Annotated in this window: 13 protein-coding genes; 5 read left to right on the forward strand and 8 right to left on the reverse strand. The window is 61.9% G+C overall.

What is annotated here, in order from left to right; translation table 11 throughout:
• Positions 1-8: 8 nt before the first annotated feature.
• The 4 genes from AACU78_RS21705 to cpaB are packed head-to-tail and all read right to left on the reverse strand — an operon-like array spanning position 9 to position 4,626.
• Positions 9-1,277: a CpaF family protein gene (locus AACU78_RS21705; RefSeq protein WP_106577721.1), complete on the reverse strand. Its 1,269-nt coding sequence runs from the start codon at positions 1,275-1,277 to the stop codon at positions 9-11.
• A complete protein-coding gene (locus tag AACU78_RS21710; protein ID WP_106577722.1) occupies positions 1,274-2,467 on the reverse strand; it encodes an AAA family ATPase in 1,194 nt (397 codons plus the stop codon). The genes AACU78_RS21705 and AACU78_RS21710 overlap by 4 nt, the downstream gene beginning before the upstream one ends.
• Entirely contained in the window at positions 2,464-3,684 is a 1,221-nt protein-coding gene (locus AACU78_RS21715) for a type II and III secretion system protein family protein (protein ID WP_106577723.1), read from the reverse strand. Before AACU78_RS21715 ends, AACU78_RS21710 begins: the two co-directional genes overlap by 4 nt.
• A 15-nt stretch (positions 3,685-3,699) precedes the next feature.
• Entirely contained in the window at positions 3,700-4,626 is a 927-nt protein-coding gene (gene cpaB / locus AACU78_RS21720) for a Flp pilus assembly protein CpaB (protein WP_106577724.1), read from the reverse strand.
• 332 nt (positions 4,627-4,958) lie between these two features.
• Here cpaB and AACU78_RS21725 point away from each other — a divergent pair, with 332 nt between their 5' ends.
• Genes AACU78_RS21725 through AACU78_RS21735 form a run of 3 tightly spaced genes read left to right on the forward strand, consistent with a single transcriptional unit; the run spans position 4,959 to position 5,869 of the window.
• Positions 4,959-5,153, forward strand: coding sequence for a Flp family type IVb pilin (locus AACU78_RS21725; protein WP_106577725.1), 195 nt, complete (start codon positions 4,959-4,961; stop codon positions 5,151-5,153).
• A 54-nt stretch (positions 5,154-5,207) separates the two neighbouring features.
• Positions 5,208-5,402, forward strand: a complete 195-nt coding sequence (locus tag AACU78_RS21730; protein ID WP_106577726.1) for a Flp family type IVb pilin — start codon at positions 5,208-5,210, stop codon at positions 5,400-5,402.
• A gap of 59 nt (positions 5,403-5,461) precedes the next feature.
• Positions 5,462-5,869, forward strand: coding sequence for a response regulator (locus tag AACU78_RS21735; RefSeq protein ID WP_106577727.1), 408 nt, complete (start codon positions 5,462-5,464; stop codon positions 5,867-5,869).
• Positions 5,870-6,171: 302 nt separating this feature from the next.
• Here the strand turns inward: AACU78_RS21735 and AACU78_RS21740 are convergent, their stop codons facing one another.
• From AACU78_RS21740 to AACU78_RS21760, 4 genes are all read right to left on the reverse strand, one after another.
• Positions 6,172-7,854: a ShlB/FhaC/HecB family hemolysin secretion/activation protein gene (locus AACU78_RS21740; protein WP_106577728.1), complete on the reverse strand. Its 1,683-nt coding sequence runs from the start codon at positions 7,852-7,854 to the stop codon at positions 6,172-6,174.
• Positions 7,855-8,036: 182 nt separating this feature from the next.
• Positions 8,037-9,902: a collagen-like triple helix repeat-containing protein gene (locus AACU78_RS21745; RefSeq protein WP_256586961.1), complete on the reverse strand. Its 1,866-nt coding sequence runs from the start codon at positions 9,900-9,902 to the stop codon at positions 8,037-8,039.
• 293 nt (positions 9,903-10,195) lie between these two features.
• Entirely contained in the window at positions 10,196-11,044 is an 849-nt protein-coding gene (locus AACU78_RS21755; protein WP_106577729.1) for a MaoC family dehydratase, read from the reverse strand.
• 2 nt (positions 11,045-11,046) lie between these two features.
• Positions 11,047-12,399: a 3-oxoacyl-ACP reductase gene (locus AACU78_RS21760; RefSeq protein ID WP_106577730.1), complete on the reverse strand. Its 1,353-nt coding sequence runs from the start codon at positions 12,397-12,399 to the stop codon at positions 11,047-11,049.
• A gap of 113 nt (positions 12,400-12,512) precedes the next feature.
• Here AACU78_RS21760 and AACU78_RS21765 point away from each other — a divergent pair, with 113 nt between their 5' ends.
• Both AACU78_RS21765 and AACU78_RS21770 read left to right on the forward strand, forming a co-directional pair.
• Positions 12,513-13,790 (forward strand): acetyl-CoA C-acetyltransferase, encoded by a 1,278-nt coding sequence (locus tag AACU78_RS21765; RefSeq protein WP_106577731.1) that lies wholly within the window; start codon positions 12,513-12,515, stop codon positions 13,788-13,790.
• A 135-nt stretch (positions 13,791-13,925) separates the two neighbouring features.
• The gene (locus tag AACU78_RS21770; protein ID WP_106577732.1) at positions 13,926-14,822 is read left to right on the forward strand and encodes a PA4780 family RIO1-like protein kinase; all 897 of its coding nucleotides are present in this window, start codon (positions 13,926-13,928) and stop codon (positions 14,820-14,822) included.
• Positions 14,823-14,898: the final 76 nt, after the last annotated feature.

Consider the following 14,898-nt stretch of genomic DNA (forward strand, 5'->3'; position numbering starts at 1 on the left):
CGTCCTCTTCAAGGCAGTAACGGTTCGCGGCGCAGTTTTTCACCGGCCGGGTTGACCGCCTCGCGCAGGAAGCCGAAGCCGGTGCGCCGGTCATGGCGGAACAGAGTGTTGGTCACGTACACGTCTTCACGGATGCCCACCACCTCGACCACTTCGCTGACGCAACGGCGGCCGTCCGGCAGGCGGGTCAGTTGAATCACCACGTCCAGCGCCGCACAGATCATTTGTCGCAGGGTTTTCTCGGCCACCACACGGCCGGTCAAGCCCACCAGGGTTTCCAGGCGCAGCAACGCGTCTGCCGCGTTGTTGGCGTGCACGGTACTCATGGAACCGTCGTGGCCGGTGTTCATGGCGGTCAGTACATCAAGCACTTCCACGCCGCGAATCTCACCCAGAATGATGCGGTCGGGGCGCATCCGCAGGGCGTTGCGGATCAGGTCGCTGGCTTTCACCTCACCATGGCCCTCGGCGTTCGGCGGGCGGGTTTCCAGGCGCACGACGTGAGGGTGACCCAGTTGCAGTTCGGCCACGTCTTCGATGGTGACGAGCCGTTCATGCGGGTTGATCAGCTGACTGAGAATATTCAGCAGCGTGGTTTTACCGGTGCCGGTGCCGCCGCTGATCAGGATGTTGCAGCGCTTGCCCACCGCTTCCTGGAAGAAGTCGAAGATATTCTGGTCGATGGTCTGCATGGCCACCAGGTCGCTGCTCTTGAGCATGTCCTTGCGAAATTTCCGAATCGACAGGCACGGCCCGTCCAGGGCAATCGGCGGGATGATCGCGTTGACCCGGCTGCCATCGGGCAGGCGCGCATCCACCATGGGCGAGGACTCGTCCAGACGCCGGCCCAGAGGCGCGAGGATGCGCTGCATGACGCGCTCCACGTGGTGTGAGTCGATAAAGCGCAGGTCACTTTGATGCAGCAAACCGTCACGCTCGATAAACACCCGGTGGGGGCCGTTGACCAGGATTTCCGTCACCGACGGGTCGCGCAGCAGCACTTCCAGTGGGCCGAAACCGGTCAGTTCATCGACGATTTCTTCGGCCAGGCGCTCCATTTCATAACGCGAGATCGCCAGGTGCATGCGGTTGATGTATTCGGCCACTTTGTCGATGACAAATTGCGCCAGCAGCGGGCGTGAGCCTTCCAGCAGATTCTTGCCCGACTCTTCGATGGCATCGATGATGTACCGATGCAGCACCAACTTGAGCCCATCGTGGTCGGTGTTGCCACCGATGCCGCGAGCGGGGGCGCCGAAGAGTTTTTCGCCGTTCATTTGCCGGTGCCCAACAGGCGGTCAAGCCAGTTATGAGATTGTTTTTTCATGCCTTCGGAGCGTTTTGCCAGGCGTTCGCCCAGGGTTTTCAGGCCAAGGGTCAGCGGTTCTCGCGGGGCCAGGGCGAACAAGGTCTGGCCCTGGTTTTTCGCATTCAGGCGTACTTCCGGGCTCAGTGGCAACACGGCGATTACCTCCAGCCCGAAGCTCTTTCCCAGCGCCTCGGAATCGGGCGCGCAGCTTTTGATATAGCGATCGACCAGCAGCTTGGCGTGCTCCAGTTTCATGCCTTTTTCGCGCCACTGGTTGAGTATCGCGAGGTTGCGACGGCAGTCGAGTACGCTTTGATCGGTGCACCACAGCAGCTTGTCGCAGTGGCTGACAAAGGTGCGCAGCGCTTCACTGTCCTGCTGGCCGGCGAGGTTGACCACGATGTGCTGGAAGTGCTGGCGCAGGGCGCTGAGCAGCATGTACAGCTCGGCAGCGCTGGTCTGCTCCAGGGGCTCATCGTTGGGGGCGTAGGCGAGGATGCGCAGGCCGTCCTCGGCAGAGGTGAAGGCGCTGTTGATCAAGGTCGCGTCCAGCCGCCGCAGGTGGCGCAGGGCATCGCCAAAATTGAACGAGCTTTCCAGCCCCAGCAGCGCCAGGCTGTCACCGCGTGGCAGGCCCAGGTCCAGCAGCAGGGTTTGCTGGCCGCTCTTTTGTACAACCAGCGCCAAGTGACCTGCGAGCAGGGCGCCGTCGGCATTGCTTTGAGTGCCGTACAGCACCGTGAGGCCGCCCAGTTGGGTGTTGGTGGTCACGGGCGGCAGGCGTTTACTCAGGCGGCGCACCAGCCCGGCCACTTCGCTGGAGCGTGAACCATAGGCGACAAAATCCCGCGCCCCGGCGCGCATCGCATTGAGCACCAACTGGTTGTCCATGCCGTCACCGAGGGCGACGATGGCCAGCATCGGCTTGGCTTCCAGCGCGCCTTCGATCAGCGCGCTCTGGGCCACCACATGTTCGCGGTCGAGGCCGACAAACACCAGGTTGGCGAAGGTCACATCGACCAGCGCCAGTAACTCGTCCAGCGTACCGCTGCCGGCACTGACCACTTGGCCAAGCGGTGCCAGCGCGCCCTGCAGCCACTCAAGGTCAGTGGTGTTGCGGGTGATTGCCAGAAAGGTCTGGCTCAGGCTATCGCTCATTGTGACAACCCATTGTTGCGGTCGAAATTACCGTTTTCCAGAAAGTACAGGCGGTACCAGTTCGGGTCGTAGTTGCGCAGGTTCTCGCCAGGCAATGACGGCAGTTGAGCGTTGGCGGCCAGCGGCTGAACCAGGTGCGGCGTGACGATCATCAGCAGCTCTTTGTCCTGGCGGTTGACCGAGGAATCGCGAAAGAACGCGCCCAGGATCGGGATGTCGCCCAGGCCCGGAAACTTGCTGATGTTGGTGGTGTTGTTGCTGCTGATCAGGCCGCTGATCACGAAGCTTTCGCCATCGGCCAGGGACACGCTGGTGTCGGTGCGGCGGATGGTCAGCGCCGGTACCTGGATGTTTTGAATGACCACGGCGTTGGTGTAGTCCAGCTCGCTGACTTCCGGTGCCACCTTGAGGGAAATCCGGTTGCGGTCGATGACGGTGGGGGTCAGGGTCAGGCGAATGCCGAACTCTTTGTACTCGATGGAGATGGTGTCACTGCCACTGCTGGGCACCGGGATCGGGATCTCGCCCCCGGCGAGGAAGGTCGCGCTTTGCCCGCTCATGGCCACCAGGCTTGGGCGTGCCAGGGTGTAGGCAAAACCGCTGCTTTCCAGGGCGTTGATCATCGCCGAGACACGCCCGCCGCCAAAGCCGATGTTGAACTGGTCAGCGCTCACCGGCAGCTTGAAGGTGCTGGGCGTGGGAAATAACAGGTTGGGGCTGCCGAGGAAGAAGTTCTTGCCCATGCCCAGGATCTTGGTGCTGGCTTCCTTGAGTTTGGTGCGGCTGACCTCGACAAAGCGGATGTCGGTCTGCACCTGGCTGGGCAGCGAAGGGTCATCCGCAGGTGCCAGTGACAGGCTGGTCAGCGCCGCTGTGGCCTTGCCTTTGACGAACACCATGCTCTGGCGCGGCGTGTTGGAGCAGGCGGTCCAGACCATCAGGCTGGTGGTGCCGGAGGCGATGCCGGTCAGCAGGAAACCGCGATCGCCGTTGAGGTGCACGTCGGCGATTTTCGGGTCGCCGATGGCCAGGCGCGTAATCGCCACCGGTGATTGCAGCTCCTGTTGCAGGCCTTCGCCCACCGAAAGGGCTGCGGGTAATTGGCCCAAGCTACTGCAGTTGCCGGTGGCGGCCACGGCCCCGCCCACCGACAGGTTCGACAGCAGCAGGGCACAGGCAATTTTCAGCGTGAACACCGGTGCGAAACGTCGGCTCATGCACAGCATCCTTGTTCAATCAGGCGTTTGTTGGGTTGCTTGGTTGCCGCGAATCACCTCCACACCGGTGCGGTGCGGAGCGCTCTGGGCGACTTTTTTCGGGGCTTGGGCAAAGGCCAGTTGCGTGAACTGATAGAGGTCGCGATTGGCGCTTTGCAGCTTGCCCGGTGCGTCGCTTTCGCCGGCCCAGTACTGGCTCAGCAAGCGTTCGTCGGCACTGCGCACGGCCAGGCGCAACGTGCCGGCCTGGGAGGCGAGCATCAGCCGGCTCAACAGTTGCTCGGGCACCGCCAGCACAACCGTGCGCGAGGGCGCGCGGCGTTGGGCTTTTTCTTCGGCGGTCATCGCAGGCGGGGAGGCGGGAGTGCCGTCGTTGGTCAGGCCCATTTGGTCGCCGACGCTGAGCAAGCGCATGGCAGGGACGACCACTTGGGCAGACTGTTCAAGGTTGGCGGTGTCCTGGCGCAGATAGAGCAACACGTCCACGTAGTCGCCGGGACTCAACTGGCCGGCTGCGCCGATCACTTCATCCACGGCCACCGCCAGGGCGCGTTCGTCGGGGCGGATCATGCGCGCCAAAGGCCCGCCAGGCGTGAAGCTTTCTTCGTTGAGCCAGGTGCCGGCCTGCAACGCGCGCCAGGGCGTGCGGCCAATGGCCTGGTCGACACTGGTCATGCTGCCAGCGGGCACCGTGCGCAGTTTTTCTACACTGAGGTCGGCGGCATTCAGGGCGACAAAGGGGGGGACATCGTGGGCCAGCACGACCACCGGCTGGCGGGTCTGATCTTCCACCACGGCGACGGCTTTTTCGACCGGCGCGGTCTGGGGTGGCGGCGGCGGCGCCGGGGCAGGTTCACGACTGAGCACCAATCCCCAATAACCGGCAAACAGTGCGCCGACCAAAAGCACGCCGGCCAGTATCATACTCAGACGTGTGTTCACGACGGCTCTCCCTTTCCTGTTGCACCACAGCCCGTCTATCCGAACAGGCCAATCACGCAACCGGCTGCTATGAACAGCTGACTAACTATTTCGCTATTTGAAGGTAGTTCAGCTAGGACGAAATGCCATTACTGACAGAAAGATTTCTTCGCCCCGCCATAAGTAGCCTTTTAAATCACGGATTTAAGGCGTCAGTAAGGCGACCTCTACTTTGTAATTAATCCGTTCTTACAGTTGTGAGCGCGGGGTTTGTTGACAATGCTCAGGTGGCACATCGCAATTACTGTGCAGGACACCGTGATAGGGCGCCTGGTCGCCAAAGGAGCAGTACAATGATCCTTGATCTGTTGATTAAACTTCACGTTCAACTCCAGCTGCTTTTTCATCGCAAGGAAGGCGCCACGGCGATTGAATACCTCATTCTCGTGGCAATTGTAGCGTTGGTGATACTGGCAGCCGGTACTACGCTAGGACCGAAGATCACGTTGTTCTTTGGCAAAATCCAGACCGCGATTACCACAACGTAAACAATGACTGTGCAATCCCTTGCTATGGCGTTCAGTCGCCAGAGGAGAAGTACGATGGTGCTTGATCTGTTGATGAAACTGCATGTTCAGCTTCAGTTGCTCTTGCACAATAAAGAGGGAGCGACGGCGATTGAATACCTCATCCTCGTGGCCATTGTGGCGCTGGTTGTACTCGCCGCAGGCACGACACTGGGGCCTCAGATCACGATCTTCTTCGGTAAAATTCAGAGCGCCATTACCACGACGTAAGTCGCAGGCAGCATCCTGTGAGTACGCTCGTTATTGATTGGCAATGCCAGGTAGTACCCATGAATGCTGCATCTGCACCTTTACGCCAACAGATCCTGTTGGTGGATGACGAAGAGGATGCCCTCGTAGAACTGGCGGAGTCGCTGGAGAACGAGGGCTTCGTTTGTTTTACCGCCACCTCCGTGACTTTCGCGCTGCAGGAGCTGACCCTCAACCCTGACATTGCGCTGGTCATCACCGACCTGCGCATGCCTGAAGAAAGCGGGATCTCGCTGATCAAGCGCTTGCGCGAACATACCGATCGCCAACACCTGCCGGTGATCGTGATGTCGGGCCATGCCGAGATGGATGACGTCAGCGACATGCTGCGCTTGCAGGTGCTGGACCTGTTTCGCAAACCCATCTATCTGGTGCGGTTGATCGATACCCTCAACAGCTTGTTTCCGCTGATCAAACACAAATTGTAGGCGCGGGCTTTCCGCGGCGAGAGGTGTGTCCGTGGCGAGCGGACTTGCCTGTGGCGAGCGGGCTTGCCCCGCGTTGCGCTGCGAAGCGGCGCCTAAACCTGCCAACGCGGTTTTGAAGGGGAAAATGCGGCGACTGGGTCAGGGCCGCTTCGCGACCCAACGCGGGGCAAGCCCGCTCGCCACGGACAAACCCGCTGACCAAAGACAAAGCCAATGGCTACAGACCAACCCACTGGCCACAGATCAGCCCACTGGCCAAAGACAAGCCCATTGGCCATGAACACGGCTGCTACCGCAAACACTCAAAGTTGATAGCTGAAACTCAGCGTATACCGCGGCCGCCGGTTGAAGCTGTCCAGGGCGATGTCCGACATCGGCTTGGCGGCTTCAAGGGCGATGTTGTAGTACTTGTTGTCGCCAAAGCGCAGTCCCACAGCCGCCGATGACATGTCGTTTCCTTTGACCGGCAGCTCGTTGAACCAGGTTTTGGCGCGGTCGAGAACCACGTAGGGTTGCAGAACCTTCACCCAGTCGCCGGCACGGTTGAAGCTGTAGTTGACCTCATAGGCCACGCCCCAACCCTTGTCGCCCGAGGCTTGGTCGTCGGGATAGCCGCGGCCGAAATTCTGCCCGCCGAAGGTGGCGCGTTCACTGTCGGGCAAGGTGTCGTCGCTCCAGTAGAACGCCCCCGACAGCACGCCTTGCCAGTTATCGAAAAACTTGTCGCTTTGCACGCCGGACAGGCGCAGGCGGAAGAAGTCCAGGTCAGGCTTGGTGACTTCCAGGTCGCTGCGGGTCGTGGCCCCCAGACCGTTGATGCCTTGGTACAGGCCGGCGCTGAGGATGCGTAATTGGCGAGTGTCGGCTTTGCGCCAGTCGGCCTCGAACGCCAGCGCGCGCAGGTTGGTTTCGATGTCGAAACGGTTGGGGTAGCCCACCAGTTGATAGCGCGTGGTCTGGTCAACGGCATACAGGCGTGTGCCCAGGGTCAAGGATTCGGTGGGTGAGGCAATCAGCGGATGGCTGAGGCCAATGGTGTAGCGATCGATCGCCTGATGCGGCTTGAGTTCGAAGCCGCCGTCCAGCTGTATGTTGCTTTTGGGGTCGGCGCGGTAGCGCTCGGCGCCCACTACCAACTGGCTGCCCTCGGCGTTGATGAACTGACTGTAGCCCACGCGGTAGTAGTGTTCTTTATCGTCGCCCGGCGGGAACAGGCCGCTGACGTTGAGCTGTTCGCCCATGGACGTCTGGGCATTGCTGGTGGCGGTGAGCAAGGCTTGGGTGCCGCCACGGTTTTCGTCGACCAGGCTCATGCTGGTAGTAAACGGCTTGCGTGTGGCTTCGATGTTCATGTGCGTGGCGCCATCCGTGGTGCCCGGCGGTGGCACTTGCGCTTGCAGGGTCACGCCGGGGATACGGCCCATCAGGGTGGTATAGCGCTCGAACGTCTTGCGCGTGAGAGGGCGTTCAGCCAGCAGTTTTTCTGCGAGTTTATCGACGTAGGCCGACACCGAACCGATGTCGCCGCTTTGCTGATAATCCTTGATGTAACCCTCCACCAATACCACGCGCACCAGGCCGTTTTCGAAGGACTGTTGCGGCAAGAACGCGTAGGACAACAGGTAGCCGTCGTCCTGATAGCGACGGGTGATGCTGCGGGTGGCTTCGATCAGTTGCGCCAGGTTGGTCTCATGGCCAATCAGCGACGCGTAGGCCTTGGCCGTGTCCGCCAGCGGGTAGATCGTACCGCCCTCGATCTGCAGCTTGCGGATGGTGACTTTGGTGTCCATCTGCAAGGGCTGGTTCTGGGTCGCAGGCGCTTGCGGCACCTGGGTCTGTGGTGTGACCGGTCGATAGGCATCGGCGGGAAGGTTAGGCACCGGCAGGGTGCGAATGGTGTCGTTGCTGTTAAGAAAGCTGGGAAGGGTCTCGGCCTGGACGTAGGCACTGAGGGTAAGCAATAACAACGGCGTCAACACGCGCATAGGACACTCCATGGTCAAACTGCAGCAGCGTTTCGGGCCCGCCGGGTTCTTGGACGCGGTGCGGGAGGGCGCGGCAGTCGTTAACGCCAGCCCATAAAAAAGACGAGAGACTTATAAGGGTCTCTCGTCTCAACCAAGCGTAGGCGCTGTAGGGGAGGCCGTCTAATCGGCCAGGTGCAATTCTATTTTTTGCCGGTCAGGCCGTTCAGCAAACCTCCCAGACCGCCGCTTGTGCCTGTGCTTGCACTGCCACTGGCCGAAGTGCTGGCGCCAGCGCCTACAGTCAGCCCACCGAGCAGACCGCCACCACTGCCACTTGCGCCACTTGCGCCACTGGTGCCTCCGGTGACTAAGCCGCCCACTGCGCCTACGGTGTTGCCGACGGCCGTTACGGTGGTGCCTACAGCGTTAGTGATCGGATTGGCATTGGCAGCGGTCAGGTTGGTGCCGATACCGCTGACTGCGCCGCCGACTTGAGTCACCAGGCCGTTGACGGGAGCGCCGATACCTGTGGTGGTGCCGATGTTCTGCGTCAAGGTGCTAACCCCGGTCGTCACAGGATTGAGTGCCGCACCAACGTTAGTGGCCAGGCCAGCCACCGGCGCTGTAGCGGCGGTGTTGGCGACGCCGGTGCCGCCCAGTACGGTGCCGAGCGAGGCGACCGTGTTGCCAACTGCGCCACCGGTTACACCCGCTGCACTCACAGTGCCGTTGGTGTTGCCGGCATTCAGACCATTACCCACGTTGGCCACCAGGCCACCCACCAGCTCCGGCAAGCCAGGCGCCGCAGCGCCACTGGCTGGGGCGACATAACCACCCGACTTGTCGAGCACGCCACCGACGCCGGTCAGCGCACCGCCGACGATCGTGGTGACCGGGTTGCCGGTGCCGCCGGCGCTGGCAACCTGGCCGCCTAGGCCGGTGACAGTGGCGCCAACTTTATCCAGCACACCATTGACCGGATTGCCCAGGCCCGTTGCCTTGCCGAGGTTGCCGGTAGTGTTTTCCACCAGGGACACCACAGGCACCAGTACTTTGCCGCCAACGGTGTTAGTCAGCGAACCCAATGGGCCCGTGGTACTGGACGTGCTGAGGGTGTCGCCGAGCATCGTGACCGCTTGACCGACGTTATTCACCAGCCCCCCCGCCGCAGTGCCGACACCACCGGTCAGGCCGCCGACAACAGGGATGCCACCCAGCGTGGTGCCCAGGGATTTGCCAGCGCCTGAAACACCGGTGCCCAGGTCGGCAACGCCGTTGGCCACACCGGCAACTGTTTTGCCCAGGGAGTTGCTGTCAGTGCCCAATGAGCCCAGACCGGTCGTTACACCGCTGCCGATGCTGGTCACCGCATTACCGGCGGAGGTCACCAGGCCGCCGGCGGTGACGCCGACGATAGGTACGCCGTTCAAGGTCGAGCCAATTTCACCGACCGCTGTACCGACATTGCCCACCGTGGTGCCCAGGGTGCCCGCAATCTGGCCGGTTACCAGTGGGGTTGTAATCGAGCCGGTTCCACCGCCAGTGCCGCCACCAGTGCCACCGCCAGTGCCACCGCCGGTGCCGCCACCAGTGCCACCGCCAGTTCCGCCGCCGGTGCCGCCGCCGGTGCCGCCACCAGTGCCGCCACCAGTGCCACCGCCAGTTCCGCCGCCGGTGCCGCCACCAGTGCCACCGTCAGTACCGCCGCCGGTGCCGCCACCAGTGCCACCGCCAGTTCCGCCGCCGGTGCCGCCACCAGTACCACCGCCAGTACCGCCATCTGTGCCACCGCCGGTACCTCCGCCGGTTCCGCCACCAGTACCACCACCGGTACCTCCATCCGTACCGCCGCCAGTGCCAGTTCCGCCGCCAGTGCCGCCACCGGAGCCACCGCCTGTACCGCCTCCGGTACCTGTGCCGGTTCCGGCGCCGGCGTCAGGCGACGACGCGGCCACGCTGCTGTGATGTCCACCGCCACCGCTGCTGCAGCCACCGAGGCTCATCGCCATGATCAGGGCCAGCGCGGTACTTGCTTTCCATAGCACTACTTGAGTTTGAGTTTTCATGATTGAGTTCCCTTGCACCTGTACAACCTTGGTTGTTTTCAAACGCTCGTTACTTCTAGGGATAGCGATACGTTTGTCCGTGGTGTTATCACAGACCCGGGCACTCTTTCTCGCAACGCTCAACTTGGTATTAACGATTTATATACGGGTCGCCCGTCAGTGCTTAGCGACTAATGCCAAAGGTATAGAGAAGGGAGGTATATCTGTTTTAAATCAAAGGGTTGAATAAAAAAAGCGGACCTTTAAAGGTCCGCTATAACTTAAGCTATATATATACAATTAATCAGCGTTATTCACGCAATCGGTTGCCACTTTCCTACCATGTGTTCAATGTTGCCGGCGCCCGTTAACAGCAACTCGCCACTGGAACCTGGCGCACTGGCGAGCAACGTTACTTCACTGGGCAGGCGGACCGGCTTTCTGAACTCGACCACGATTTCAATAGTGGCCGCAGGCAAGTGTTCACCCAGTGCGGCGAGGGTGCGTGCCGTGTTCCAGAGTCCATGCGCGATCGCCTGGGGGAAGCCGAATACCTTGGCGGTCAGGGCGCTCAAGTGAATCGGGTTGTAGTCGCCCGACACCCGGGCGTAGCGGCGGCCGATATCGGCGGGAGCTTTCCAGCGAGTCAGTTCGGTAACCTGCGTGGGGCTGGGCAAAGCGTCACTTACCGACTCGCCTTCGAGCTTCACGCCCCGGCAGAGCATCTGGCTTTCGGCTTCCCACAGCAGGCCAAGGGCGTCCTCGACGGTGGTGACCACTTCAAAGGTTGCGCCCTTGGCGTGCGGCTTGAGATTTTGCGCATGCACGGCCACCGTCAGCTCGTTGACCGCGCCCAATGGGCGATAGATGCGAATACGGTTGCTCAGGTGAATCAACCCCAGCAAAGGGAACGGGAAGTTTTTTGCGGTGAGCAATTGCATCTGCAAACCGAACGCCAGGATGTGCGGGTAAGTGGCCGGCAGAATGGGGCTGTCGGCAAAGCCGCAGACCTTGCGATAGGCCGCCACGGCCTTGGGATTGACGCTTACCCGGCAGCGCAATCCCTGTTCGGGCAAGGTGCTGCCGGTGATCTTGCGCTTGAGCGCTGCACGCCAGTACAGCGGCGGTAGAAACGGGGTCGTGCCTAAGGTCTGCCAATCCATATTTACGCTCCCAGCAGGCTTTGCCCACACACCCGCAACGCTTGGCCGCTGACCGCTCCGGAACCCGGTTGGCCGAGCCAGGCCACTGCCTCGGCCACGTCCTGCGGCAAGCCGCCCTGGCCCAGTGAACTCATGCGCCGCCCGGCCTCGCGCAGGGCGAAGGGAATGTGCGCGGTCATCTGGGTTTCGATGAAGCCAGGCGCCACGGCGTTGATGCTGATCCCGCGTTCGCTCAACAAGGGTGCCCAGGCCTGCGCCAGGCCGATCAGCCCGGCCTTGCTCGCGGCGTAGTTGGTTTGCCCGCGATTGCCGGCGATGCCGCTGATGGACGCCAGCAGCACCACGCGCCCGTTGTCGTGCAGGGTGCCGCTGTCGAGCAGGGCCTTGGTCAGCACCTGCGGCGCGTTGAGGTTGACCGCCAGCACGGCGTCCCAGTATTCCGGGGTCATATTGGCCAGGGTTTTGTCACGGGTGATGCCGGCGTTGTGCACCACGATGTCGATGCCGTCCGGCAGGTGTTCGATCAATTGCGTTGCCGCGTCTTCGGCGCAAATATCCAGCACCACGGTGCGGGCGCCCAGGCGTGCAGCGAGGGCGTCGAGATCGGCCTTGGCCTGCGGCACATCAAGCACGATCACCTCGGCGCCGTCGCGCGCCAGGGTTTCGGCGATCGAGGCGCCAATCCCACGCGCCGCGCCGGTGACCAGCGCCTTGCGCCCGGCCAACGGGCGAGTCCAATCCTCGACCGGCGTGGCGCAGGCTTGCAGGCGGATCACCTGGCCAGAGATGTAGGCGCTTTTAGGCGACAGGAAAAACCGCAACGCGCCTTCCAGCTGGTCCTCGGCACCTTCGCCCACATACAACAATTGCAACACGCCGCCGCTGCGCAGTTCCTTGGCCAGCGAGCGACTGAAACCCTCCAGGGCCCGCTGTGCACTGGCTGCAAAAGGATCGCTGAGGCTTTCCGGCGCTCGGCCAAGAATCACCAGGTGCGCGCTGTGGTCGAGATTCTTCAGCAGCGGCTGAAAAAATTCCCGCAGTTGCTTGAGCTGATCGGTGTGTTGCAGGTCGCTGGCGTCGAACACCACGGCCTTGAGCTTGGGGCCGTGTCCGGGAATCCAGGCAGGTGCGGTCAGCGGTTCGGGACCGTAACTGTAAATAGCGTCCGTGAGTTTATTGGCAAACGGCAGCACGTTGGCCGCCAGCGAGCCGCCGCCCAGCAGCAGCGCGCCTTCCACCGGGCGCAGGCGCCCGGCCTGCCAGCGTTCCAGGCGTACCGGTGACGGCAGGCCAATGGCGGCGACCAGGCGATGGCCGAGGCTTGAGTTGGCGAAGTCGATATAACGGTCAGACATGGAACGCTCTCCGAAGGCTGGGGTTCAAAGGGTTGACCACCCCGGTGCGGTAGTCGTTCGATCAGCCTAGGCTAGGCTGGATGATTCCACCCACAACCTTCAGGGAGCTTTCCATGACTCAATTGCGCCGTGTAGCGATCATTGGCGGTAATCGCATCCCCTTCGCCCGATCCAACGGCCCGTATGCCACGGCGAGTAACCAGGCGATGTTGACCGCAGCCCTGGAAGGCCTGATCGAACGCTACAACCTGCACGGCCTGCGCATTGGCGAAGTGGCCGCGGGTGCGGTGCTCAAGCATTCGCGCGACTTCAACCTCACGCGCGAATGCGTGCTGGGTTCGCGCCTCTCGCCGCAAACCCCGGCCTACGATATTCAACAGGCCTGCGGCACCGGGCTTGAGGCGGCGTTGCTGGTGGCCAACAAGATCGCCCTGGGGCAGATAGAGTGCGGGATCGCCGGTGGCGTCGACACCACGTCCGACGCGCCGATCGGTGTCAATGAAGGCCTGCGCAAGATCCTGCTGCAGGCCAACCGCAGCAAGTCCATGGCGGACAAATTAAAAGTCTTGTTACAACTTCGTCCCCATCACCTCAAACCGGAACTGCCGCGCAACGGCGAACCGCGCACGGGGCTGTCCATGGGTCAACACTGCGAGTTGATGGCGCAGACCTGGCAGATTCCCCGCGCCGAACAAGACCAGTTGGCGCTTGAAAGCCATCAGAAAATGGCCGCGTCCTACGCCGAAGGCTGGCACAACGATTTGCTCACGCCCTTTCTCGGCCTGACCCGCGACAACAACCTGCGCCCGGACCTGACCCTGGAAAAACTCGCCAGCCTCAAACCGGTGTTCGAGCGCAGCGAGAAGGGCACGCTCACGGCCGGCAATTCCACGCCGCTGACCGATGGCGCCTCGTTGGTGCTGCTGGGCAGTGAAGCCTGGGCCAAGGAGCGCGGCTTGCCGATCCTGGCGTACCTGCGCGATGGCGAAGCGGCGGCCGTGGATTTCGTCAACGGCGCCGAAGGCCTGCTGATGGCGCCGGTGTACGCCGTGCCCCGTTTGCTGGCTCGCAATGGCCTGACGCTGCAGGACTTTGATTACTACGAGATTCACGAAGCGTTCGCTGCCCAAGTGTTGTGCACGCTCAAAGCCTGGGAAGACCCTGAATACTGCAAAACCCGCCTTGGGCTGGACGCGCCGCTGGGCGCCATCGACCGCAGCCGGCTCAACGTCAAGGGCAGTTCATTGGCTGCCGGGCATCCGTTTGCGGCCACCGGCGGGCGCATTGTCGCCAACCTGGCCAAGCTGCTGGACGCGGCGGGCAAGGGCCGTGGGCTGATTTCGATCTGCGCCGCGGGCGGGCAGGGCGTGACGGCGATTATCGAGCGCTGAGTTGCGCAGAAAAATTGGCATATTGGATGCATTCTTGAGTGCCAAAGGTCGCTAGCCTCTCCCCGAGGCGAGCCGATTGCCGTATAACGAGTGCCATACGCGTGTTTGGTAATAAAGGACCCACAATAAAAGCTGATGAAGACTCCTAAACGCATTGAACCCCTGATCGAAGACGGTCTGGTCGACGAAGTGCTGCGCCCACTCATGAGTGGTAAAGAAGCAGCTGTTTATGTGGTGCGCTGCGGCAACGAATTGCGTTGCGCCAAGGTTTACAAGGAGGCGAACAAACGAAGTTTTCGTCAGGCGTCCGAATACCAGGAAGGCCGTAAGGTCCGTAACAGCCGCCAGGCCCGGGCCATGGCCAAAGGCTCCAAGTTCGGCAAGAAAGAAACCGAAGATGCCTGGCAGAACGCCGAAGTGGCGGCGCTGTTCCGCCTCGCCGGTGCGGGCGTTCGCGTGCCCAAGCCGTACGACTTCCTTGAAGGCGTGCTGTTGATGGAACTGGTGGCCGACGAGTACGGCGATGCGGCGCCACGTCTGAATGACGTGACGCTGGAGCCGGACCAGGCGCGCGAATACCACGCCTTCCTGATTTCCCAGATCGTGCTGATGCTGTGTACCGGTCTGGTGCACGGTGACCTGTCCGAGTTCAACGTACTGCTCACGCCGACCGGCCCGGTGATCATCGACCTGCCTCAGGCGGTGGATGCGGCGGGCAACAACCACGCGTTCAATATGCTGGAGCGGGATGTGGGCAACATGGCTTCCTACTTCGGGCGCTTTGCCCCGGAGTTGAAGAAGACCAAGTACGCCAAGGAAATGTGGGCGTTGTACGAAGCCGGCACCTTGCACCCGGCCAGCGCGTTAACCGGCGAGTTCGACGAGCCGGAAGAGTTGGCGGACGTGGGCGGTGTTATTCGCGAGATTGAAGCGGCGCGGTTGGACGAAGAGCGCAAGCAAGCGATTCGCGCGGCGGATGATGCGCCACCGACCAAGACCGCGGAAGAACCGCCGCCGCCCTGGATGCAGTGATCTAACAACGGGCCTTCGGCCTGGTGAAGAGCTGATGTGGGAGCGGGCTTGCTCGCGAATGCGCAGTATCAGTCAA

Source organism: Pseudomonas sp. R9.37 (assembly GCF_963878885.1).
Lineage (GTDB): Bacteria > Pseudomonadota > Gammaproteobacteria > Pseudomonadales > Pseudomonadaceae > Aquipseudomonas.